The following is a 23,221-nucleotide window of genomic DNA, read 5'->3' on the forward strand; positions in this document are numbered from 1 at the left end:
GGCGTGTGTGGCGGTGCGGTTCGGGTGAGCGGGTGGGGGGCGTGTGTGGCGGTGCGGTTCGGGTGAGCGGGTGCGTGTGTGGCGGTGCGGTTCGGGTGAGCGGGGGCGTGTGAGGCGGTGCGGTTCGCGTGAGTGGGTGCGTGTGGCGGCGCGGTTCGCGTGAGCGGGTGCGTGAGGCGGTGCGGTGCGGTTCGCGTGAGCGGGTGCGTGTGGCGGTGCGGATCGGGTGAGCGGGGGCGTGTGTGGCGGTGCGGTTCGCGTGAGCGGGGGGCGTGTGGCGGTGCGTGTGGCGGGGTGTTGCGCCGGTGTCCTGCGCGCGCCGCCCCAAGGACGGCGGGGATGTGCGGTGTCGGCTGCGGTGATCCCTCCCTCCACAGGAGGGCTTCACGCCGGTTCTCCACAGATGTGACGATCCGTCGCTTCCGTGTCGGTGGTCGCTGATTGAATACAGGTATGACGATGATCAGCGGGTCGACAGCAGTGGAGGCGGTGCTCAGCGAGGTGCGTGCTCGCGGCGACCGGGCCGCCGCGCTGGCACGTTCGGCGTCCCCGCTGCTCCTGGCCGCGGCCGAGGAGCTGCACGCCGGGCACCGGGCCGCGCTCGAGCATCCGGAGTCGTTCGCCCGCGGCTCGGCGCCCCACGCGTCGAGCGACCTCGCCGAGCGGTCGATCCGCGCGGAGTTCGCGGTCGCCCTCGGAGTCTCCGAGCGGGTCGCCTCCCGCGAGCTCGACCACGCGCGCCTCCTCGTCGAGGACCTGCCGACCACCCGCGCCGCCCTCGCCGGGGCGCGCCTGCGGTGGGAGGCGGGCCAGGTCGTCTGCGCCGTCGCGGCCACCCTGCCTCCGGGCTCCCGCGCCGCGTTCGATACGCGGGCGGCCGAGCTCGCGGCCCGCACCACGCCGACCCAGCTGCGGCGCGCTCTGGCCCGACTGCGGGAGGAGCTCTACGAGCAGCCCCTCGCCGAGCGCCACCGACGTGCCCGCGAGGACCGCGCGGTCTGGCTGACCCCCGAGGTCGACGGCATGGCGACGCTCTGCGCCCTCCTCCCCGCCCCGGTCGCCGTGGGGGCGTACAGCCGCCTCGACCGGATCGCCCGGATCCTCCGCGACGGCGCCGAGGGGCCGGCGGGGGCGGAGCCGCCTGCCGCCACGGATGCGGGCTCCTGCGGGGCGGAGTCGAGCGGGACGACCGGGGCGGAGCCGACCGGAATCACCGGGGCGTGCGACGTCGACGCGATCTCCGGAGCGGGCGACGAGCGGACCCTCGCCCAGCTGCGAGCCGACGCTCTGGCCGACCTCCTCTGCGAGGCGGACGTCATCGGCACGGTGCCCGACCCGGTCGGTGCCGACCGGCCCGTTCCGACCCTCGTCACCGGCGTGCGCGCCGAGGTGCGGGTCACCCTGTCGGCGAGCACTGCGTCCGGCGCCGACGACGCCTCCGCCGAGCTCGACGGCTACGGCCCGATCCCGGCAGACGTCGCCCGGAGCCTCGTCCCCGCGACCGTCACCCGCGTGCTGACCGAGCCCCGGGCGGGCGCCGTCCTCTCGGTCGGGCGCACACGCCGACTGCCGCACCGCGAGCTGCGGCTCCTCCTCCAGCTCCGCGACGTGACCTGCCGCTTCCCCGGCTGCACCCGCTCCGCCGCGAGCGCCGAGGCCGACCACGTCGTCGAGTGGCGCAACGGCGGCGGCACCGACCCCGGCAACCTCGCCAGCCTCTGCGTCGCCCACCACCACGTGCGGCACGGCGACCGCTGGACCTACGTCCTCCACCCCGACGGCACCGCCGACTGGACCACCCCCACCGGCCGCCGCATCACCACGCGCCCGCCGGGCCTCGAGGCACGGCTCCGTCCAGGCCCACCGGCGACCCCGAGGTTCGCGGACCGGCCGCCGCCGTTCTGACACGCTGCCGTGCTGACACGCTGCCGTGCTGCCGTGCTGCCGTGCTGCCGTGCTGCCGTGCTGACGTGCTGCCGTGCTCCCGTGCCGCCGTGCACCCCTGAGGGAATCGGCTGTCGGGCGGGTTCGGCCCATTGCGCGGGTTCGCACTGGTGATCGGGCCGTGCTGTCGCTCGGAGGCGAGTGCTCAGCGACCTACCGCCGCGCCGCTGACGCTCGGATCTGCGCCTTCGCTCGGGTTCACGCGGCCGCACCGCCGCACCACCGCCGCACCACCGCCGCACCACCGCCGCACCACCGCCGCTGAGGCGCGGACCGTCACCGGGGCCGCACCGTCGCCTGACGCCGTGCCGACACCAGGGCCGTGCCGCCGCCTTGCGCCATGCCGCCGTTCGGCCACCACGATGCAGCACCTCAGCACCTCAGCACCTCAGCAAATCAGCGCGCGCTGAACCTCCGTCGAGCGCCGTCGCGACGGCCCGCCGTTCGGTCAGGGCGTCTCGCGACTGCGCTGGCGCCCCGCACCGCCCCACGGCTGCTCCGGCGGGGTGCGCAGTCCGGGCGAGCAGTCCGGGCGCGCCCGCGCGGTCAGTCGGCGACGCGGAGGAGCACCTCGCCCGTCGTCCCGCCCCGCAGCCGCCCCGCAGCCGCGACGCTACGCCGCCAGGAAGCGGTCCGCCGTCCGCAGCGAGAGTGCCATCGTCGCGAGCGCCGGGTTCGCGATCAGCGCGCTCGGGAAAACCGAGTTGTCGCACACCCAGAGGTTCGGCACGTCGAAGCTGCGGCCGTCCGCATCGATCACGGCGTCACCGGCGTCGGTGCCCATCCGCACGGTGCCGAGCGTGTGCGCCGTGCGCGCCATCACCCGCGTGCTCGTCGCGCCGGCCGCCTCCACGATCGCGGTCATCGTCCGGATCGCGTGCCGGTCGATCGCCTCCTCGTTGGCGCCCGCCGAGAACGTGATGCGCGCCTTCGGCACCCCGTGCTCGTCCAGCTCGTCGGTCAGCTCCAGCCGGTTGCCGTCGGCGGGCAGGCACTCCGCGTTGATACCGACGCCCGCCGCGAAGCGGTAGCCGTCGAGCGCGTCCATCAGATCCCTGCCCCAGAGGCCCGCGCCGCGGGCGAGCGTCGTCGCGTAGGTCAGCGGCATCACTCCGAGGCTCTGGATCAGGTAGCCGCCCGCGAAGTCCGCGTCGGCCGGGCGGACGGTGTCCTCGGTGATCACCGAGGAGGGGTAGCCGCGGTAGCCGCGCATCTCGCTCTCGAAGGTGCCCCAGACCTGGGTCGCCCCGTGCGCCAGGAAGTTGCGGCCCACCTGGCCGCTGCTGTTCGCGATGCCGGTGTGCAGGAGGAGCCGGGGCGTCTCGACGCCGCCCGCGCAGAGGAACAGGGCGGAGCAGCGCTGCCGGTGCTCCACTCCGCCGCTCGTGTAGACCACGGCGCACACGCGGCCCGCGGCGTCCAGCTCGATGCCGTGCACGAACGAGTCGGCCCGGATCTCGGCACCGGCCCGCACCGCCTCCGGCAGGTAGGTCACGTCCATGCTCGTCTTCGCGCCGGTCCGGCAGCCCTGATGGCACTGGCCGCAGTTGACGCAGGAGGGCCGGCCGTCGTCCCGCGGGCCGCTGAGCACGGCGGCGGGCGCGTCGGTCGCGCGCATCCCGATCGCCGCGCAGCCGCGCAGCATCATGTCGGCCGAGGCGTTCCGCGCGAGCGGGCCCTGCAGGTAGCGGCGCGACGGGTCCCACGGGTACTCGGCCGGGCCCGCCACTCCGATCGTCGCCTCCACCTTCTCGATGTACGCGGTGAGCTCGGCGTGCTCGATCGGCCAGTCGCGGCCGACGCCGGAGTCGCTTCGGAGCCGCAGGTCGCGCGGGTCGGGGCGGGGCGTGAACGCGCCCCAGTGCAGCGTCGAGCCGCCGACCCCGCGGCCGCTGTTGTTCTGCCCGAAGGCGGTGGGGGTCTCGCCTCCGCTGAGGCGCTCCTCCATCCAGTTGATCTCGACGGCCGCCGTCTCGTCGGCGGTGTGGCCGAGCGGATCTAAGTGCGGCCCGGCCTCGAGGGCGACGACCCGCAGCCCTCGAGCGGCGAGCACCGAGAGCAGGGGCGCTCCGCCTGCCCCGGTGCCGATCACGACGGCGTCGACCGTCTCGTCGAGCGGGAAGCGGCGCATGCCGGTCGTGTTCATCGGTGACTCCTCGTCGTCGGTTCCCAGGTCTCGCGGTCGTCGGCGCCGAGCAGGCGGAAGCCCGTCACGAGCGGCAGCGTGTCGCCGCCGCTGGCGTAGCCGTCGTAGCCGATCCGCGCCATCGACGCGGGGTGGGCCAGCCACTGCTTCACGAGGTCGACGCGGCAGTCCTCGAACCAGGCGGTCAGCTGCTCGGCACCGAGCCCGCCGGCCGAGCCGTCGCCGGGCTCCGCGGAGCCGTCGGCGATCGCGGTGAGGCGCGCGTCCTGCTCGGCGGGGCCGAGGCCGGCGAAGCCCCGGAGGGCGTCGAGCGCCAGACCGTAGGCGATCGGGTCGGCCGGCAGGTCGGCGTTGCGCCAGCCGTCGCCCTCGCCGTTCGCGAGCTGCGTGTCCACCCGTGCGGCCAGGTCGATCCGGCCGCCCTCCTGCGGGACGACCCGGTCGGCGATCGCGCGCAGCTCCGCGAGCTGGGCGACGGTCAGGGCGCGCGGCGCGTACTCCGGGTCGTCGGCGAGCGCGCGCACGGCCAGCAGCCCGCGCACCCGCGTGGAGGTGCGGGCGGAGGCGATGGCTGCGCCGACGTCGGCCGGGACCGACGGCGCCGTGCCGGCCTCCTCCTCCCAGAACCGGCGGATCGCCGCCGCCACTTCGACCGGGCGCTCGAACGGCAGCAGGTGGCCCGCCCCGGCGAGCGTGAGCAGCCGGGCACGGGAGTAGAGGGAGCCGTTGAGGCGGCGCTGCGCGTCGGCGCCGAGGTCGCCGTCCTCTCCGCCCGCGATCAGCAGCGCGGGCACAGCCCCGAGGGCGGCCTCGCCGGTGCGGTCCTCGCGGCTGCCGTGCTCGAGCCAGTCCCGCCAGCCCTCGGGGGAGTAGCGGCGCAGCTCGGCCAGCACCTCCGCGTCGGCGTCGGCGGGCAGCGGCGAGCCGACGTTCTGGTCGACGAACTCGCGCGCCTGCGCCTCGTCGAGGTGCCCGTCGGCGACCCAGCCGAGCATGGTCGAGCGGCGCTCCTCCTCCATCGGCTCGGGCGAGAGCGGCGACCCGGCGAGGAGCACGACGCCCGCGAGCCCGAACAGGCCCGAGCGGCCGGTGACCGTGCGGGAGGCCACGAGCGAGGCGATCTTCCCGCCCATGCTGTGCCCGAGGAGCAGCCAGCGGGAGGAGCCGTGCTCGCGGATCCGGCGGATCGTGGCAGCGGTCATCTCCTCGAGCGAGGTCCCGGATCCACCGGGCAGGTCGAGCGCGACGAGGTCCGCGACGTCGGCGAGCTCGCGGCCGAGCGCGTCGAAGGCGCGGCCGTCGAGCCCGAGTCCGGGCAGGGCGAAGAGGGTGGGGCGGGGGCTGGTGGACACGGGCGTCCTGTCGGATCGGCCGCGCCACGGCAGTGGGGAGCGGGAGGGGAGCGGCGGCGGGGGGCCGGCCCTCCTTATCCGACCACACGGCGTGCGCGCGCCCGGACCCTTGCGCCGACGGGGCTCTCGTGCTGTGCTCTGCGCCACCGTTCCGCGCCACGATGCCGGGCGGTCGTGCCGCCCCTCTGTGCCGCGCCTCCGTGGCAGGCCTCAGAGCGGGGAGGCGAACACCACCAGGTTGTCCCGGTAGCGGCCGATCGCCGCGTCGTACTCGCCTCCGCAGGTCACGAGGATCAGCTCCTCCTCGAGGGTCGCGCCGAAGACGCGGGCGGTGGGGAACGCGGCCTTGGCGTGGGACTCGACCGCCGTCACCCGGTAGCGGTGGTCGGAGCCGTCCACTCCGCTCACCGCGATCTCATCGCCCGGGGCGAGCTCGCCGAGGCGGAAGAAGACCGCGGGACCGGACCGCGAGTCGACGTGCGCCGCGATCACGGTGCGGCCGCTGCCACCCGGGCGCCCGCCTCCCGAGAACCAGCCGACGTCGTCGTAGTCCACCGGCACCTCCATCGCCCCGTCCGACTGGATGCCCAGCGCGATCAGCGGCTCGTCCAGGCCCATCGCGGGCACGCTCAGCCGGGCGGGCTCGACGCCGACGGTGCGCGCAGGCGCGGCAGCGGCGGGGTCGGGCGCGGGGACCGGGGGAGGAGTGAGCGGGGGAGCAGAAGCGAGGGCCGGAGGCGCGGGCGTGCTCGCGGGCGTCTCCGCTCCTCCGCTCCCGTCCGCGGCGGCGCACCCCGCGAGGAGCAGCACGGCGCACAGTGCCGCCGCGCCGCTCCTCGACCGGGTGCCCACGATCAGGAGGCGGTGCGCCGGCGGGCGACGACCACTCCGGCCGCGCCGAGGGCGGCGACGGCTCCGAGGCCGGCCATCGCGGCGAGACCGGACGGGCCCGTGGCGTCGCTCCCGGCGGCGGTCGCGCCGCCACCGGTCTGGAGGCCGCCGACCGGCACCTGCGAGAGCTGGCCGCGGACGACGCCAGCCGCATACGAGGCCGTGTGGGAGTCGCCCGCGAAGGCGGCGGGATCGGCCTCGAGGGCCTTCAGCGTGAATCCGGCGCCGGTGTCGGCCCCGTTCGCCTGGATGCCAGTGGTGAAGGGGCCCTGCAGGCAGCCGCTGCTGGTGCGGGGGCCGTCTCCGACCGGCGCGGGGTTCGGGAACGCGATGCGCGGAGGGCCCGCCTTGCCCAGGGCCGCCTGGTGGATGTGCGTCGCGGTCTTCGCGGGGCTCTGGTAGTCGCCGGTCACGCCGGTGAGGGTGATGTCGTAGCAGATGATGTCGAGGTCGCTGTTGACCCGGAAGGTCATCTCGCCCGTGGCGCCGGGCTGGCCGGGGGTCGCGGCGGAATCGGCGTTCACGACCTGGTCGGGCGTCGCCATCACCGTGAAGGCGCTGGTGAACGAGGACGGCTCGGCGACCTCGGTCTCGGCCTGGGCCGGCGCGGCGGCGAAGAAGGAGGCGGCGGCGACGGCGGTGATGCCGCCGAGGGAGAGCAGGCGGCGGCCGGCGCGGTTCCGCGCGGGGAACGTCTTCGTCATGGTGGAGCCTTTCGATCGCGAGCGCCGAGCGGGCCCGATGCAGGGAGTACGGCCGGAAGCGGCGCTGCGTTCACTCCATCTGAGAGGATCTTCACGGAGACGGTGCTCGCCTCCGATGAACGCCGCCGCCGCCGCGGCCGTACCCCCTTCCGACGGACCACCGGTCCCGACGAGGAGGCGGTGTGGCGCGGACGGCGACGGCACGACGAGACGAAGGGCCCGCGATGCCGCGCGAGCACTCGGAGGTCCCGGCTCCCGTGGTGCGCCTCGAGCCCCGGACGGCGGAGTTCGACCCGGCCGCCGCCTTCGACGAGCACGGGTCCGCCCTGCTCGGCTTCGCGCTCAACGCCCTGCGCGACCGCGGCCTCGCCGAGGACTGCGTGCAGGAGACGTTCCTGCGCGCCTGGCGCTCGCGGGCGAGCTACTCCGCCGAGCGCGCCAGCACCCGCACCTGGCTCTTCGCCATCGCCCGCAACGTCGTCATCGACGTGCACCGCTCGCGCCGGCGCCTGCCGCGCCTGGTCGAGGCCGAGATTCTGGAGGAGGTGCCCGCGGAGGACCGCGACCCCCTCGAGCCGCTCGCGATCGCCGAGGCGCTCGCGCGGCTCTCCGCCGAGCACCGGCAGGTCGTCGTCGCCGTCCACGTGAACGGCGAGACCTACGCCGAGCTGTCGGCGGCCACGAGCGTGCCGGTCGCCACCCTGCGCAGCCGCGCCTTCTACGCTCTCCGAGCGCTCCGCGGTCACCTCGCGAGCGCCGGACCCACCGACGAGGAGAGATCGTGATCGACCGAGACCAGCCCGACGGAGACGAGCCCGGCGGCCGCCGCGAGGAGCTCCTCGCCGCGGCCCTCGCCGGCGACCTCTCCGCCGAGGAGACGCGGGAGTTCGAGAGCCTGCGCGCCGCCGACCCCTCGATCGACCCCGAGCTCGCGTCGTTCGGTGCGGTGGTCGACCGGGTCGGCGCGCTGGGCCGCTGGGAGGAGGCGGAGCCGTCGCCGGAGCTGCGGTCGCGCGTCGCGGCGCTCGCCGGGGAGCGGCCCGAGCGCGGGGAGAGTCTGCGTGCCCCGCGCCGCCGTGCCTCGCGTCTCCGTGCCTCGCGCCGCCGTGCCGTCCTGGCCGTCGCCGCGGCGGCCGCGCTCCTCGTCGTGGGCGGCGTCGCCGGAGCGGCCCTGCGGTCCGCCGAGGAGCGCCCCGTCGCGGGACCGCCCGGGACGCTCGGCGCCGTCGAGGCGATCGCCTTCGAGGAGCGGACTGCCGGCGTGACGCTCGACGGCTCGCTGGTCGCGCACACCTGGGGCACCGAGACGATCCTCCGCGGGACCGGCTTCGCCCTCGGCGAGAGCTACGACCTCGTGCTGGTCACCGGCTCCGGCGAGCGGCTCCCGTCCGGCTCCTTCCTCGGCAGCTCCGCGGAGCTCGACTGCGAGATGAACGCGGCCGTCCTGCGCGAGTCCGTCGCCGCCGTCGAGATCACCGACGCCGGCGGCGCGCTCGTCGCCTCCGCCGCCCTCCCCGCCGTCACCTGAGAGCCGGCGGCGCAGGCTCGCGGCGCGGCTTCAGCTCGCTGACGAGCGTGCCCGCGACGATGAACCCCGCCCCGAGCAGGGCGAGCGCGGGGAGCCGGTCGCCGGCGAGGCGGCCGATCAGACCGGCCCAGACGGGCTCGGCGGAGTAGATGATCGTGGCGCGCGACGGCGAGACCGAGCGCTGAGCCCAGTTCATCGTCAGCTGGATCAGGCAGCTGCTCGCCCCGAGCGCGAGCGCGGGGATCAGCCAGGCCCACGAGAACGCCGGGACCGCCTCGCCCGCGAGGGGCATCGAGGCGAACCCGAGCGCGCCGGCGACCAGCAGCTGCACCACGGTCACCCGGCCGAGGTCCACCCGTCCGGCGACGAGGCCGATCAGGATGATCTCCGCCGCGATCGGCAGCGTGCTCACGATCGTCGCCACCTCGCCCGCTCCGAGCGCGACGCCCGGCTGCGGGCCCGCGATCAGGAGCAGTCCGACGAACGCCAGCGCGACGCCCACCAGCGTCAGCACGCCCGGACGGCGACGGAACACGACCCACTGGAGCAGCGGCACCAGTGGCACGTACAGCGCGGTCAGGAACGCGGAGGTGCTGCTCGGGATCGTCTGCAGCCCGTAGCTCTGCAGGCCGTAGCCCGCGAAGATCATCACCCCGATCGCGACGCCGGCCGCGAGGTCGATCCGCCGCATCCCCCGGAGCGACCGGTGGAACCCGACCGCGCTGATCAGCCCCGCGATGGCGAACCGCATCCCGACGAAGAACAGCGGCCCACTGTGCTCCATCGCGATGTGCACGGCGAGGAAGGTCCCGCCCCAGATCGCGGTGATGCCGATGAGCGCCCACTCCGGACGAGTGAAGCGGAGGCCCCGGAGCGGCGAGATGTGCATCATTCTGCACATCCTAGGAGCAACAGGGGCCTGTCAGTGCAGAATAGTGCGCATGTCGGCTCCCGTCCTCGCCCACCTGGGCGGCAACCTCCGCCTCGCGCGGCGCGGAGCCGGGCTGAGCCAGTCCGCGCTGGCGGCGCGCTCGGGTATCAGCCGGCGGACGATCGTCGCGGCCGAGGCCGGCGAGGCCAACATCTCGCTGACCGGAGTCGACCGCCTCGCGACCGCCCTCGGCACCACGTTCACTGCACTCGTCTCGGCCCCGGGATCCGCGCCCGCGGCGATCGACCAGGTCGCCTGGCGGGGAGCGGGCGAGGCGAGCGTCGCCGTCCTGCTCTCCTCCGTCCCCGCGCGCCGGGAGGCCCAGCTCTGGACCTGGACGCTCGGTCCGGGGGACCGCTACGACGCGCAGCCCGACCCCGAGGGGTGGCACGAGATCCTGCTCGTCACCGCCGGCGCGCTCCTCCTGGAGCGGGAGGGCGAGGAGCCCGTGCGGCTGGAGCCCGGACGGCACCTCGCCTTCCCGACCTCGCGGCACTACTCCTACGTGAACGCGGTGGACGCCGTCACGACGCTCGTCCGGATCGTGGTCGACTGACGGGTCGGCGCCTCAGGCCCGCGAGCGCAGGGTCTCGAGCAGCGCCGCGGGGGTCTCGGGGTCGTCGAGGCTGATCGCGAACTCGCGCGAGCGGTCCGTCGTCACCACCAGCCCCGGCCCGGCGTGCAGGATGACCGCCGAGCGGCCCGGCATCACCCGGTACCCCCAGCCGCCCCACTCCGACGGCCGCAGCTGGGCCGTGCCGGCCGAGGCGATGGTGTCGAGCGGGATGCGGCGCAGCGGGATGCCGAGGGCGGTCGTGACGACGCGGAGGCCGCGGCGGTCGGCGGTCACCCTCAGGCGGGAGAAGGAGAGGAGCACCAGCGCGACGACGCCGAGGACGACGGCCGTCGCGATCGCCGGACCGGTGGCGCCCGCCGCGGCGAGCGTCGCGAGGGAGAGGGCCGCGCCCGCCGCCGTGGCGACCGCGGCGACGGCGAACACCGGGCCCGTCAGCGTCTGCGACCAGGCGCCGGTCTCCTCCGCCGCGAGCGGCAGGCGGCCGGCGGCCAGGCGGGAGGCGCGCCGGGTGCCCGGAGCGATCAGCGCGGGCACGACGGCGAAGAGCATCCCTCCGAGCAGCGCGAGCAGCCACCCGCCGAGCTCCGCCCCCTCGGCGCGCCCGGCCGCGAGCGTCGTGCCGACCGAGGTCGCCCAGGCGGAGGCGCCCATCCCGGCGACGAGGCCGAGGGTCGCCAGCAGGAGCCGCGGGGCGCGCCCGACGGCCGCCGCCACGACGCCCGCGACGGCCGGGAGCCCGGAGAGCACGAGGGCGATCGCGAGCAGGGCGCCCGTCGCCGCGGTCGCATCGGCCGCCCCGGTCCCCGACCAGTGCGAGGCGAGCTCCGCGGGCAGAGCGTCGTCCAGGACGAGGCGCGAGACGAGCACTCCGGCGGCGGGGAGCAGGAGGGACGCGGCGGCGAGGAGCTCGCGGCGGCGGTCGGCGGTGGCGGTCATGATCCGGTCCTCTCGATCAGGCGGACGAGCTCCGCCGGGGTGATGCCGCTGCGGCGGGCCTCCGCGAGCAGCTCGTCGACCAGGGCGGTGACACGCACGAGCCCGGGCCCGGCCGATTCCGTGATCCACGCGCCGCGGCCCCGGCGCATCTGGAGGATCCCGTCGTCGCGCAGGGCGGCGTACGCGCGCAGCACGGTGTGCATGTTGATGCCGAGCGAGTCGGCGAGCTCGCGGGCGGGCGGCAGGCGGTCGCCCGCCGAGAGCTCGCCCCGGGCGACGGCCGAGCGCACCTGCGACTCCAGCTGGTCGGCGAGCGAGCCCGCCGCGGAGTGGTCGACCCGGAACAACATGTTCACAATGTTAGTAGAACAAGCAGTGCACCACCAGGCCCTCAGTGCAGCGCGAGCGACACCGCCAGCACCACCATCACGACCGCCACGGCCGCGTCGAGGATCCGCCAGGCCCCGCGGCTCCGGAACAGCGGCCGCAGCGCGCGCGCCCCGAAGCCGAGAGCGGTGAACCACAGCACGCTCCCGGCCGCCGCCCCCGCCCCGAACCACCAGCGCTCGTCGCCGTGCGTGTTCGCCACCGACCCGAGCAGCACGACCGTGTCGAGGTAGACGTGCGGGTTGAGCAGTGTCAGCGCCAGGCATGTGCCGATCGCCGTGCGGAGCGACGTCGAGGCGCCGGTCGGATCGCCGTCGAGGGTCCCCGGCCGCAGTGCGCGTCTCGCCGCCATCACCGCGTAGGCGAGGAGGAAGACGATCCCGCCCCAGCGGATCACCACCAGCAGCCACGGCGCCGACTCCAGGACCGCTCCGATCCCCGCGATCCCGAGCACGATCAGCGCGGCGTCGCAGAGCGCGCAGATCGCGACGACGGCGGGCACGTGCTCGCGGCGGAGGCCCTGGCGGAGCACGAAGGCGTTCTGCGCGCCGATCGCGATGATGAGCGAGAGGCCGAAGCCGAGGCCGGAGAGGGCGGCGAGGAGGGGGGACACGCTCCGACGCTAGGGCGGGGCACTTCTGTAGACCAGCTCATGCTCCTTCAGTACCGTAAGCACTACTGATGCTGACCGACGATCTCGACCTCTCCCGCCTGCGCGCGCTCGCCGCCTCCGTCCGGTTCGGCTCCTTCGACGCCGCCGCCCGAGCCCTGCACATCACCCCCTCCGCCCTCAGCCAGCGGATCAAGGCGCTCGAGACCGCCGCCGGCCGCGTCCTGCTGGTGCGCTCGCGCCCCGTCGTCGCGACCGAGGCCGGTGCCGGGCTCCTCCGCCTCGCCCGTCAGATCGAGCTCCTCGCCGACGACGCCGTCCGCTCGCTCGGCGGCGAGGACGCGGCGGGGGCGGGCCCCGTCGTCCTCCCGCTCGCCGTCAACGCCGACTCCCTGGCCACCTGGGTGCTGCCCGCGCTCGCCTCCGTCCCCGACGTCGTGGTGGAGCTGCACCGCGAGGACCAGGCGCACACCACCGCGTTCCTCCGCGACGGCACCGTGCTGGCGGCCGTCACCGGAGAGTCGGAAGCGGTGCTCGGCTGCACCGTCGCACCGCTCGGAGTGATGCGGTACCGCGCCATGGCCGCGCCCGCGTTCGCCGAGCGCTGGTTCCCGGACGGCGGCACGGCCGGTCTCGCGAGCGCTCCGCTGGTCGTCTTCGACGAGAAGGACCGCCTGCAGGACGACTTCCTCCGAGCCGCCGGCGTCGAGGGCCGCCCGCCGCAGCACCGCGTCCCCGGGTCGACCGACTTCGAGCGGGCCGTGCGCCTGGGCATGGGGTGGGGGATGCTGCCCGAGCTGCAGGCCCCGGTCGGCGGCGAGGGCCTCGTCGAGCTGGGCGGCGACCCCGTCGACGTCCCCCTCTACTGGCAGCAGTGGGCCCTGCACACGCCCGCCCTCGCCGCGGTCGCCGCGGCCGTCTCCGCCGCCGCGCGCGCGTCTCTCCGCTGAAGGCGCGGCTCAGACCGCGAACACGTCGCGGAGGGTCACCGTCTCGAGCGAGCGCTCGCGGAGGATGTCGACGAGCCGCGCGTAGACCTGCGTCACCGGATCGAAGTTGGCGTGCCCGATCACGATGTGCTGCGGCAGGAACCACTGGTCCGCGAAGCCGACCACCTGCTCCGGCGTGATCCGCCCGGAGTCCGAGAGCGAGCCGTACCAGAGCACCGTCGCCGTGTAGCCGATCGCCGCCGCGGCGGCCCGGCTCCGCTCGTCCGTGTAGCCGAACGGCGGCCGGTAGAAGGGCGCCGCCTCCACCCCGTAGATCGAGCGGATGAAGTCGCCGTTGCGGCCCAGCTCCTCCTGCACGCCGTCGCTCGAGAGGCTCGTCAGGTCGGCGTGCGACCAGGTGTGGTTCGCGAGCTGCACCTGCCCCGAGGCGACGAGCGGAGCCAGCAGCGGCGCGTTCACGGTCCACGAGTCGTACTTCCCGTTGAGGAAGAAGGTCAGCCGGGTTCCGGTGTCCCGGGCGAACTGCGCGTAGGCGGCGACCACGTCGGAGTCGGCGCCGTCGTCGACGGTCCAGGCGAGCGTGCTCCCCTCGCCTGGCAGCTCCGAGATCGTGCCGGAGGGCAGCGGCGCCTTCCGCCGCACCGGAGTCGCCGCGGCGGTCATGGTCGGCACGGGGCGGGGAGGGGTCGGGACGGCCGTCGGAGCGGCGGACGGCAGCACCGCCGCCGGCGCCGTGCTCGGCGGGAGCGCCGCGGGAGCGGGACGGGCGGGCGTGCACCCCGTCAGCGCGACCGCCGAGGAGGCGATCCCCAGCAGCAGCGCGCGTCGCCTCAACCGGTCCACGGGCCCCCCTCGCGAGCCCCGTCCCCCGGAGCGTCCCCGCGACCGTAGCGGTCGGGGAGGGAACGGGCAACGCGGCGCGACACCCCTCCCTCCCCGCAGCCTCTACCGGAAGGTGCGCCTGACCGCGTTGTTCGCCGGTGTGGGATCGGCGGCGGCGGTCGACACCCTGGCGTCGATCGTCGTGGCGGCCGGCCGGTCGACCAGCGTCACCGAGTAGGTGGTGCTCCGCCCGGCCGAGACGCTCGGCGCGGTCCAGGTGAGGACCGTCGTGCCCGCGGCCGAGCCCTTCGTCTGCACGGCGCCGGGCGCACTCGCCACCGTTCCGCTGACGACGACCCGGGTGGTCGTCGTCGCCGCGTCCCGGGTGCCGGTGTTCCGGACGGTGATCGTGCCCGAGAGCGGAGCCGTCGCCGCCAGTCCCGGCGCCGGCGCCAGCGTCAGTGTGAGGTCGGCGCGGGTGGAGGACTTCACCTGCAGCGACTGCGTCACCGAGGTCGCGGCGAGCCACGCGGAGTCGCCCGCCTGCGTGGCCCGGACGGTGCAGCTCGCCGCACCCGTCAGCCGCACCGTCGCCGTGCCCGCGCCGGTCGCGGTCAGCGTGCAGCTGCCGCTCGCGTACAGCTTCACGGGCAGACCGGAGGAGGCGGTGGCCGCGACCGGGTAGGCGATCCCCTTCTCGGGCGAGGACGGCATCGCGGTCGAGAAGGCGACCTTCTGCGCCTTCTTCTTCTGCGGGACGACCGCGGTGACCGCGATCGACTGGGTCGCCCGGGGAGCCGCGTCGTGCGAGGCGTCGCCGGCCTGATCCGCGGTGACCGTGCAGGTGCCGGATCCGCTGAAGGTCACGACGCCGCTCGCGAGCGAGCACGCGCCCGTGGCGCCGATCGTGACCGGCAGACCGGAGGAGCCGCCCGCCGCGGTCGGCGTGTAGCGGCCGCCCGCGGTCGCCGTGCTCGGAGCCGCGGAGGTGAAGGCGACCGTCTGCAGCGCCCTGCCGATCGGGAACGTCCGGACGACCTGCTCCGCGGGCGCGTGAGCGTCGTCGCCGGCCTGGTCCAGCGTCAGCGTGCAGGTGCCGACGGAGTCGTAGGACACCGTGCCGTCCTCTCCCAGCGAGCAGGAGTCGGAGGCGTCGAGCACCGGGTCGGCGCTCGACGGGCCGCGGACGATCGACGGGGTCCAGGAGCCGCCGATCCGGGCGTCCGTCGGAGCGGCGTCGCGGAACGTCACCGCTCCCGATGCCGCGCCGACCTCCATCGACTGCGTGATCCGCGGAGCCGCCGAGTGGCGCTCGTCCCCGGCCTGGTCCGCGGTCACCGTGCAGGTGCCGGAGCGGGTGAAGGACACGACCCCGCCCGCGATCGTGCAGGACCCGGCCGCTCCGAGCACCACGGGGGCGCTCGACGCGCCGGCCGTCACGACGGGCGTGTAGGAGCCCCCCGCGACCGCCGCGTCGGGGACCGGCGAGGCGAACGCCAGCGTCTGGCCGAGGGCGCCGATCCCGAAGGTGCGGACGGCCTGCGGAGCGGCGCCGTACCGCGAGTCGCCCGCCTGGTCGAGCGTCAGCGTGCAGGTGCCGACGGAGTCGTAGGACACGACTCCCGCGGCCGCCGAGCATGCTCCGGAGGCGGTCAGCACCGGACGCGCCGTGGAGGGCCCGGCGATGATCCGCGGGGTGGTCGTCCCGCCGACCGTCGCGCCGGTCGGCGCGGTGCCGCCGAAGGAGACGGTGCCCGCGAGCAGTCCGACCGCGATCACCTGCGAGGCCCGCTCCGCCGCGTCGTACCGGGCGTCGCCCGTCTGGTCGGCGGTCACCGTGCAGGTGCCCGATCCGGTGAAGGAGACGACCCCGTTCGTGAGCGTGCAGGATCCGGAGGCGCCGAGCACCACGGGCCGCCCGGAGGCTCCGCCGGTCGCGGTCGGGCGGTAGGTGCCGCCCGCGAGCGCCGAGTCCGGCGCCTGCGAGGTGAAGGCCACGGTCTGCGCGACCCGGGTGATCTCGAAGCTGCGCACGGCCGTCGGCGCTGCGCTGTGGCGGATGTCGCCCGCCTGGTCCAGCGTCAGCGTGCAGGTGCCGGCGGAGTCGTAGGAGACCAGTCGGAAGGGCCCGACGGAGCAGGCGCCGGAGGCCGTCAGCACCGGGGGAGCACTGGAGGGGCCGGCGACGACCGCGGCCGTCGAGGAGCCCCCGACCCGGGCCTCGGCCGGAGCATCGCCGCCGAACGCGACGGTGCCCGCGAGCTGCGTGACCGCGACGGTCTGCGAGGCCTGCGCCGCCGCGGCGTAGCGCCCGTCGCCCGCCTGGTCCGCCGTGACGGTGCAGGTGCCGCTGCCGGCGAAGGTGACGACGCCGTCCGCGAGCGTGCAGGCGCCGGTCGCTCCGATCGTCACGGGGAGCCCGGACGCGCCGCCCGTCGCGGTCGGAGTGAGCGTGTCGCCGGCCGCGGCCGTCGACGGCGCGGTCGAGGTGAAGGCGACGGTCTGCGCGATCGCGGTGACCTCGAAGGTCTGGACCGCCCGCGCGGTGCCGTAGGTGGCGTCGCGGTAGTGGATCGCCGTCAGCGTGCAGGTGCCCGCGGAGTCGAACCGGACGGCGCCGTTCTCGCCGTCGGAGCAGGCGCCCGAGACGCTGAGCACCGAGGGGCCGGAGGACGGTCCGCGCGTGAAGGCGGGAGTGAAGGATCCGCCGACCTCCGCGTCGGTCGGGACGGCGGTCGTGAACGCCACGGAGCCGGGCGCGTAGCCGACCTCCACCTCCTGCACGGCGGGCCGGGCGCTGTCGTACTGCCGGTTCCCGTTCTGGTAGGCGAAGACGCCGCAGACGCCCTTCGTGGTGAAGGTGACCACGCCGTCCTTCGCCGAGCACGACGCGGTGGTGAGGAGGAACGGAGCGATGCCCGAGGCGCCGCCCTCGATCACCGGGCGGTACGTGTCCCCCAGGACGGCGCCGACCGGAGGCGCGCTCGTGATCCGGACCGTCTGCGGGAGGAAGTAGATCGAGTACTCCTGCTCGGCGTGCCGCGCGGGCCAGTAGCCGTCTCCGGGCTGGTCGAGGGACAGCACGCAGAGCCCGGCCCCGTCGTTCCGCACAGTCACGCCGTCCGGGAGGATCGAGCAGTCTCGGCTCGCGGAGAGCACGGGCACGCCCTTCGACGGGCCGGGCACGATCGTCGGCCGGTACGTCTCGAGCGACATCGCGTGCGGGGGCGCGGTGCTCCCGAAGGAGAGGTTCCCCTCGGGAGTCCCGACCGTGATGACCTGCCGGACCTGCGGAGCGGCGTCGTGCCGATCGTCCGCGGCCTGGTCGATCGTCACCGTGCAGGTGCCGTCGCCGAAGAACGTCACCACGTCGTCCGCGATGGTGCAGTTGCCGTTCTCGATCACCGCGATCACGAGCGGGTTGCCCGAGCCGCCGCCGGTCGCCTCGACCGTGTACCGGTCGTCGGTGAACACCCGGTCGGGCGGAGTCGAGGTGACGACGACGGTCTGGGGGATCCGCGAGATCGGGACGAAGCGCACCAGGCCGTCGGCGGCCGCGTACACCTCGTCGCCCGGCTGGTCGAACTGCACGCCGCAGGTCGAGGGCTCGGTGTAGGTCAGGATCTGCGCACCCGTCGCGTCGGGGGCGACGGTGCAGCCGAAGAAGGTCCTGACGAGCACCGGCAGTCCCGAGCTCGAGGTCGCCGTGGCGACGCCGGTCGACTCCAGGACGCCGGTCTTCGGCACCGCGACCGTCAGCGTCTGCGACGCCTTCGCGACCTCGAGATCGAAGGAGGCGCGCCCCGCGGTGTAGTGGTCGTCGCCGGCCTGGTCGGCGGTCACGGTGCAGGTGCCGCTCCGGGTGAAGGTCACGACGCCGTCGGCGATCGCGCAGGATCCGGTCGCTCCGATCGAGACGGGGCTCCCGGAGCCGCCGCCGGTGGCCGTCGGAGTGAAGGTGCCCAGCGCCGTCGGCGCGGTCGGCCGCGAGGAGGTGAAGGCGACCGTCTGCGAGAACTTCCGGACCGTGATCCGGAACGAGGACGTGCCGGTGTTGCCGGCCTCGTCGTCCGCGGTGCAGTCGACCGTCGTGTCCCCGATCGGGAAGACGCTTCCCGAGGCGGGCGTGCAGGTCGAGCCCACGGCTCCGTCGACCGCGTCCTGCGCGGAGGACGCGAAGGTGACGACGGCGCCGGAGACGTCGGCCGGCTCGGCCGTGACGGCGGCGGGCACGGTCACGACGGGGGCCGAGCGGTCGGCCAGCGCGAAGGTGCCGGGGATCGACCGGAGGGTGTAGTTCGGCCCCGCGTCGCCTCCGTCGCACCGCGTGACGTAGTCGCCGACGGGCGTGCGCGCTCCGATCGTCACCTTCCCGGTGCCGTCCGCCGTGTAGTAGGCGCCGGTCGGCTCGGTGACGAACCGGTCGGTTCCTGCGAAGCCGTCGGCCGTGCAGGTGACCGTCGGGGCGGTCGCGGTGCCGTGCGCCTGCGTCCCGGGGCTCGACGCGGTCACCGAGAGGGGCGCCGGCGAGATCGTGAGCGCGCCGTCGATGGTGATCAGCTGTCCCGAGGGGTTCGTCAGGCCGGAGCAGCGCGTGGGGTAGCGGCCGACGGGGGTCGTCGCGGAGAGCGCCAGCGGCGTCGTGAAGCCGGTGTCGGACGCCGCGAAGGCGCCGCAGGAGACCGTCCCCGAGGGGGAGCCGGTCACGGAGGCGGTGATCGCGGGGGGAGTGGATCCGTAGGTCGACGAGGGCGAGGAGGCGGTCACCATCGGGACGGCCGCGACGATGCGCAGCGCGCCGTCCCTGTACCCCGCGATCGTGTAGTCGCTGCTGACCTTCGCGCCGCTGCACCGCGTGGTGAAGGTGGTGAAGGTGGAGGTGGGCCAGTTCGGGATCAAGCGGTAGATGACGTCGTCCGCCGTGACGATCGGCCGGTAGACGCCGGCCGTGAGCGGGGCGCCGAAGGTGTCGGTGCCGACGAAGGCGGCCGTGCAGCGCAGGTCGGGGGACGGCGCGCCTCGCGGGTAGTCGACCGTCGGAGCGGTCACCGTGAGCGCCTTCGGCTTCGCCGTGAAGCTCTGCAGGGGCTCGCCCGCCCAGCCCAGAGGAGCGAGCGCGTCGAGCCTCGCCGCGAGCGTGCAGACGCCGGCGTGGAGCACGGTCACCCTCATGCCGCTGACGGAGCAGGTCTCGGCGGTCCTGCTGCTCAGGACGATCGAGCGGCCGGGCACATCGACGGCCTGCGCGTAGGGGCTCGCGTCGAAGGAGTCGCCGTACGCCTTCTGCGGGAGCGTCGACAGGTCGAAGCGCACGCCGCCCACCGCCACGGTGGCCGGCTCGCTGCGGACGCTGCCCCCGCAGGTGGTCAGGGTCGCCCGGTAGCGGTAGGAGCCGGTGGGATCGGGGCCGGCCTCGAGGAACGCGGTCCCGTCCTCCCGGGCGCCCGCCCGGCCGAGGGCGGGCTTCCACGTGGCGCCGCCGTCGGTGGACCTCTCCCACGACACGGCGGGGATGCCGCCGTAGACGGCCGAGACGCTCACGCCCATCGTCAGCGTGTAGACCTGGTTGGTGACGCCCGCGATGTCCGAGGGCTGCCGGGTGATGACGGGTGCCGCGGCGCACGCGCGCACCTCGTGGCGCAGAGCGGGGAGCGCCGACCAGCTCCCTCGTCCCGCCTCGGCGGGGGTGATGGTGTCGGGGTAGTGCGCGCGGATCTCGTTCCAGCCCTGCGGGATGTCCCTCGTGGTCAGAACGCCGACGCCGTCCGCGTCGAGGGTCACCCTGCTGGTACCTGCACCGGTGAGGATCTCGACGGTGCCGCCGGCGGCCACCGGCCGGCCCAGGCTCGGGATGGTCACCTTCGCGGTGACGGTGACCTCCTGCCCGAGCATCGAGAAGTCGGGGGTCCGCGTCACGGTCACGGCGGTGTCGTACACCGGAGCGACCACGGGGTCGGCCGCCGTCGGGCCGGCCGTCTGCGAGATCCTCGTCACGCTCGGGTGCACGTAGCTCGAGCCGCCGCCGCCGGCGCCGGGGTCGTTCATGACGCCGAGGGTGTCGTTCATGCTGCCGAACACGTAGGGCGATCCGCCGCCGCCGCCGTACCACCAGCCGGCCCCGCCGCCGCCGCCGCTGTGGCCGGGGAACGAGCAGTTGCCGCCGCCGCCGCGGGAGGCGCCGGCGTCGGCGCCCTTGCCGTCGTTGAGGAACACGCCCCACTGGCCGTTGTTGCCGTCGGCGCACTCGCCGAACGTGCTGTAGCCGCGGGCGCCGGGCGAGCCGCCCGAGCTCTGCCCGGCCGCGCCGCCGCCGCCGCCGTCGGCCGCGTTGTTCCTGCCGCCGTTCCCGCCGCCCCTCGCGCCGCTGCCGGCGTCGGCGTCGCCGCCGACCGAGGACCGCCCGCCGCCGCCTCCGCCGCCCGCCGCCACGGCGAGGGCGTGCTGACAGCCGTCCGAGCCGGCCGTGCTGAGGTACTGGGCGTCGCCGCCCGCGCCGCCGGAGTCGCCCGCGTAGACGCCGCCGTTCACGTAGCGCGTGGCGCCTGCCGCTCCGGCCGGGGCGCCGGTGAGGCGCCCGATCTCCAGCACCTGCCCGGGTGTGACGGGCACCTCCACGACGAGGCTGGAGCCGCGTCCGCCGGCGTTGCCCGTCCCGAGGCCGCTCGCACCCTTCCCGCCGTTCTGGCCGCTGAGTACGGCGCGGACCGTCGAGACCCCGGTCGCGGGAACCGTGTACTGCGACACCGTCGAGACCTTCGGGGAGGTGAAGCACGCGGTGCTGAAGACCGGCGCCGCGGAGGCGGCCGGCGCGGCCACGACGCTGAGGCCGGCACCCGCCACGAGCACGGCGGCCGCGACGAGGGAACGGAGGAAGGACTGTCGCATGCGCTGCTACTCCCGGCTGCTGCCGGGAGCGGGCGTCCACGGTCGGCTCAGAGTAGGGCGGTCGTCGACCCGCGAGGAAGACGAAAGATACACGAGCGCCCTGCTCGGGGGGTACAGGAGGCCGCTTCTGCCGGAACCTCCCAGGAAGTACCCGTGCACGTCGACGCAGCATCCTCACCCTGTCGGGGGAGCGTCCCCCCTGTCGGGGCAGCGTCCCCCCCTGTCGGAGCAGCGTCCCCGCCCTATTGCGGCCGCCGCCCGGGTCGCGTAGCCTAGTGAGGTTGCGTGCATCTGCACGCGCTTGCGTGCTGCCCGCCGGGCAGGAGCTCCGGCTCCGGCCGGACAGTCGGGCGGTGCGCCGACAAGTGACCTTGGGTGGGTCGGGCGGGGCTTCGTGCCGCGCGTGATCCACGGTAACCACACATGGAGGAAACCATGGCAGCAGTCTGCCAGGTGACCGGAGCCGTCCCCGGCTTCGGGCACGCCATCTCGCACTCGCACCGGCGCACCAAGCGCCGCTTCGACCCGAACGTGCAGAAGAAGACGTACTACGTGCCGTCGCTTCGCCGTAACGTCACCCTGACCCTCTCGGCCAAGGGCATCAAGGTCATCGACGCCCGTGGCATCGAGTCCGTCGTCAAGGATGTTCTCGCTCGCGGGGTGAAGATCTAATGGCCAAGCAGCAGGACGTCCGTCCGATCATCAAGCTCCGTTCGACGGCCGGCACCGGTTACACCTACGTGACCAAGAAGAACCGCCGCAACGACCCCGACCGTCTCGTGCTCAAGAAGTACGACCCCGTAGTGCGCAAGCACGTCGACTTCCGCGAGGAGCGCTAAGTATGGCCAAGAAGAGCAAGATCGCCCGCAACGAGCAGCGCAAGGTGATCGTCGACCGCTACGCCGCCAAGCGCCTCGAGCTGAAGAAGGCCCTGGTCGACCCGGCCGGGACCGACGAGACCCGTGAGGCCGCCCGCGTCGGCCTCCAGAAGCTCCCCCGCAACGCCTCGCCCGTCCGCGTCCGCTCGCGCGACGCCGTCGACGGCCGCCCCCGCGGCAACCTCACGAAGTTCGGCATCTCGCGTGTCCGCTTCCGTGACATGGCGCACCGCGGCGAGCTGCCCGGCATCACCAAGTCCAGCTGGTGACCGAGCGCCGCTAGCGGCGTGAACGACCGAAGGCCCGTGATCGAAGGATCGCGGGCCTTCGTCGTCCCGCCGGCGGACGTAAAATGTGCGGATGACCGACTCCAGCCTGCCCACCGTCGCCGAGATCGCGGCGCTCATCGACCACGCGATCCTGAAGCCCGAGCTCACCCGCGCCGAGGTCGACGCCCAGCTCGACGAGGCGCGCGCGTCCGGCGTGTTCAGCGTCTGCGTCCGCCCCTCCGACATCGCCCACTCGGTCGCTCGGCTCGAGGGCTCCGGCGTCCTGGTCGGCACGGTCATCGGCTTCCCCCACGGCACCACCTCGACCGCGGCGAAGGTCGCGGAGTCGCGTCAGGCGCTCGCCGACGGCGCGTCCGAGCTCGACATGGTCGTCAACATCGGCCGCCTCCGGAGCGGCCTGCTCCAGGACGTCGAGGACGACGTCCGCGCCGTGGTCGAGGCCGCCGAGGGCCACGTCGTCAAGGTCATCCTCGAGACGAGCCTCCTCGACGACGAGCAGGTCGTCGAGGGCAGCCGGGCCGCCGAGCGCGCCGGCGCGGACTTCGTGAAGACCGCCACCGGCTTCGCGGGCGGAGGCGCGAACGAGCACGACCTCCGCCTCATGCGCGGCGCCGTCTCGGAGGCCGTCCAGGTGAAGGCGTCCGGCGGAGTCCGCGACCTCGACACGCTCCTCGCCTACCGCAGCCTCGGCGTCACCCGCTTCGGCACCAGCGGCTCCGCGACCATCCTCGCCGACCTCGCGGCGCGGCACTCGGGCGACTCCTCCGCGGCACGTGTCGACTCAGCCTCCTACTGACGGAGCGGCCGACGAGGGCCGCACCGCACCCGCCGACCGGATGACGCCCGTGCGCCTGCGCCCGGGCCGCGCCGGCCGGTGGGCGGAGCGGACCCGCCGCCCCCTCGACGAGATCGCCCGCGCCCTCAAGGAGCGCGTCTACGCGACCTTCACGGGCCTGGCCGTGGTGATGATCTACCTCGTCGGCGACCACCCCGACGCGGTCCACGCCCTCCAGAGCCTCGTGATCTCGATCATCGGGATCTCGGCCGCGGGCTTCGTCGCCGAGGTGATCGCGCACCAGGTCGTGCACGCGGCGACGCCCTCGCGAGCGGAGTCGGGCACGATGCTGCGGATCGCGGGCGGGGCGCTCGCCTCGGCGTCGCTGCCGGTCCTCGCGCTCGGTGCCGCGGCGCTGGGCTGGATCGACGCGACGGTCGCGCTGCGGATCGGCGCGGGCGTCTACGTCGCCACGCTCGCGGGGATCGCCCTCATCGCCGTCGTTCGCGCGGGCCTCTCCTGGAAGGAGAGCCTCGTCTCGCTGCTCGGGATCGTGGGCCTCGGCGTTCTGGTCGTCGGCGTGCTCGCGCTCGCGCACTGATCCGGAGGCGCCGC

The 23,221-nt window shown here is 74.9% G+C and carries 20 protein-coding genes; 10 read left to right on the forward strand and 10 right to left on the reverse strand.

What is annotated here, in order from left to right; all coding sequences use genetic code 11:
• Positions 1–453: 453 nt before the first annotated feature.
• Entirely contained in the window at positions 454–1,905 is a 1,452-nt protein-coding gene (locus C5C69_RS12125; protein WP_104257973.1) for an HNH endonuclease signature motif containing protein, read from the forward strand.
• A gap of 652 nt (positions 1,906–2,557) precedes the next feature.
• Here C5C69_RS12125 and C5C69_RS12130 read toward each other — a convergent pair.
• From C5C69_RS12130 to C5C69_RS12145, 4 genes are all read right to left on the reverse strand, one after another.
• On the reverse strand, positions 2,558–4,090 hold the full coding sequence (locus tag C5C69_RS12130; protein ID WP_104234538.1) for a GMC family oxidoreductase: 1,533 nt from the start codon (positions 4,088–4,090) through the stop codon (positions 2,558–2,560).
• Entirely contained in the window at positions 4,087–5,442 is a 1,356-nt protein-coding gene (locus C5C69_RS12135; RefSeq protein WP_181067870.1) for an alpha/beta hydrolase, read from the reverse strand. The genes C5C69_RS12130 and C5C69_RS12135 overlap by 4 nt, the downstream gene beginning before the upstream one ends.
• A gap of 210 nt (positions 5,443–5,652) precedes the next feature.
• Positions 5,653–6,294 (reverse strand): class F sortase, encoded by a 642-nt coding sequence (locus C5C69_RS17280; protein ID WP_181067871.1) that lies wholly within the window; start codon positions 6,292–6,294, stop codon positions 5,653–5,655.
• A gap of 2 nt (positions 6,295–6,296) precedes the next feature.
• Entirely contained in the window at positions 6,297–7,037 is a 741-nt protein-coding gene (locus C5C69_RS12145; protein WP_104234541.1) for a CHRD domain-containing protein, read from the reverse strand.
• A gap of 224 nt (positions 7,038–7,261) precedes the next feature.
• Here C5C69_RS12145 and C5C69_RS12150 point away from each other — a divergent pair, with 224 nt between their 5' ends.
• Both C5C69_RS12150 and C5C69_RS12155 read left to right on the forward strand, forming a co-directional pair.
• Positions 7,262–7,822, forward strand: coding sequence for a sigma-70 family RNA polymerase sigma factor (locus tag C5C69_RS12150; protein ID WP_104234542.1), 561 nt, complete (start codon positions 7,262–7,264; stop codon positions 7,820–7,822).
• On the forward strand, positions 7,819–8,565 hold the full coding sequence (locus C5C69_RS12155; protein ID WP_104234543.1) for a hypothetical protein: 747 nt from the start codon (positions 7,819–7,821) through the stop codon (positions 8,563–8,565). Before C5C69_RS12150 ends, C5C69_RS12155 begins: the two co-directional genes overlap by 4 nt.
• Here C5C69_RS12155 and C5C69_RS12160 read toward each other — a convergent pair.
• Positions 8,558–9,457 carry a DMT family transporter gene (locus C5C69_RS12160; protein ID WP_258065313.1) on the reverse strand — a complete coding sequence of 300 codons (900 nt, stop codon included), beginning with the start codon at positions 9,455–9,457 and terminating at the stop codon, positions 8,558–8,560. The genes C5C69_RS12155 and C5C69_RS12160 overlap by 8 nt on opposite strands.
• 49 nt (positions 9,458–9,506) lie before the next feature.
• On the opposite strand from C5C69_RS12160, the gene C5C69_RS12165 reads away from it, so the two are divergent.
• On the forward strand, positions 9,507–10,052 hold the full coding sequence (locus tag C5C69_RS12165; protein WP_104227343.1) for a helix-turn-helix domain-containing protein: 546 nt from the start codon (positions 9,507–9,509) through the stop codon (positions 10,050–10,052).
• Positions 10,053–10,064: 12 nt separating this feature from the next.
• On the opposite strand, the gene C5C69_RS12170 is transcribed toward C5C69_RS12165, so the two are convergent.
• The 3 genes from C5C69_RS12170 to C5C69_RS12180 are packed head-to-tail and all read right to left on the reverse strand — an operon-like array spanning position 10,065 to position 12,009.
• On the reverse strand, positions 10,065–11,009 hold the full coding sequence (locus tag C5C69_RS12170) for a hypothetical protein (RefSeq protein ID WP_104257974.1): 945 nt from the start codon (positions 11,007–11,009) through the stop codon (positions 10,065–10,067).
• Entirely contained in the window at positions 11,006–11,359 is a 354-nt protein-coding gene (locus C5C69_RS12175) for a GntR family transcriptional regulator (RefSeq protein ID WP_104225158.1), read from the reverse strand. Before C5C69_RS12175 ends, C5C69_RS12170 begins: the two co-directional genes overlap by 4 nt.
• Before the next feature lie 41 nt (positions 11,360–11,400).
• Complete coding sequence (locus tag C5C69_RS12180; protein ID WP_104257975.1) at positions 11,401–12,009, reverse strand: LysE/ArgO family amino acid transporter; 609 nt, start codon at positions 12,007–12,009, stop codon at positions 11,401–11,403.
• Positions 12,010–12,077: 68 nt separating this feature from the next.
• Here C5C69_RS12180 and C5C69_RS12185 point away from each other — a divergent pair, with 68 nt between their 5' ends.
• Positions 12,078–12,956, forward strand: a complete 879-nt coding sequence (locus C5C69_RS12185; RefSeq protein ID WP_104257976.1) for a LysR family transcriptional regulator ArgP — start codon at positions 12,078–12,080, stop codon at positions 12,954–12,956.
• Between the two features lie 9 nt (positions 12,957–12,965).
• Here the strand turns inward: C5C69_RS12185 and C5C69_RS12190 are convergent, their stop codons facing one another.
• Both C5C69_RS12190 and C5C69_RS12195 read right to left on the reverse strand, forming a co-directional pair.
• Positions 12,966–13,799 carry a polysaccharide deacetylase family protein gene (locus C5C69_RS12190; RefSeq protein WP_219812372.1) on the reverse strand — a complete coding sequence of 278 codons (834 nt, stop codon included), beginning with the start codon at positions 13,797–13,799 and terminating at the stop codon, positions 12,966–12,968.
• Positions 13,800–13,901: 102 nt separating this feature from the next.
• Complete coding sequence (locus C5C69_RS12195) at positions 13,902–20,663, reverse strand: HYR domain-containing protein (RefSeq protein WP_146083626.1); 6,762 nt, start codon at positions 20,661–20,663, stop codon at positions 13,902–13,904.
• A gap of 435 nt (positions 20,664–21,098) precedes the next feature.
• Between C5C69_RS12195 and rpmB the strand changes: the two genes are divergently transcribed.
• The 5 genes from rpmB (at position 21,099) to C5C69_RS12225 (ending at position 23,207) form a co-directional block, all read left to right on the forward strand.
• On the forward strand, positions 21,099–21,335 hold the full coding sequence (rpmB, locus tag C5C69_RS12205) for a 50S ribosomal protein L28 (RefSeq protein WP_056038148.1): 237 nt from the start codon (positions 21,099–21,101) through the stop codon (positions 21,333–21,335).
• Complete coding sequence (gene rpmG, locus C5C69_RS12210) at positions 21,335–21,502, forward strand: 50S ribosomal protein L33 (protein WP_027692168.1); 168 nt, start codon at positions 21,335–21,337, stop codon at positions 21,500–21,502. Before rpmB ends, rpmG begins: the two co-directional genes overlap by 1 nt.
• Before the next feature lie 2 nt (positions 21,503–21,504).
• Positions 21,505–21,810, forward strand: a complete 306-nt coding sequence (gene rpsN, locus C5C69_RS12215) for a 30S ribosomal protein S14 (RefSeq protein ID WP_104225107.1) — start codon at positions 21,505–21,507, stop codon at positions 21,808–21,810.
• Between the two features lie 91 nt (positions 21,811–21,901).
• Entirely contained in the window at positions 21,902–22,627 is a 726-nt protein-coding gene (deoC, locus tag C5C69_RS12220) for a deoxyribose-phosphate aldolase (protein ID WP_181127059.1), read from the forward strand.
• Complete coding sequence (locus C5C69_RS12225; RefSeq protein WP_146078532.1) at positions 22,605–23,207, forward strand: hypothetical protein; 603 nt, start codon at positions 22,605–22,607, stop codon at positions 23,205–23,207. The genes deoC and C5C69_RS12225 overlap by 23 nt, the downstream gene beginning before the upstream one ends.
• The last annotated feature ends 14 nt before the right edge of the window (positions 23,208–23,221 follow it).

It is taken from the genome of Rathayibacter sp. AY1C7 (genome assembly GCF_002931865.1).
Classification (GTDB): domain Bacteria; phylum Actinomycetota; class Actinomycetes; order Actinomycetales; family Microbacteriaceae; genus Rathayibacter.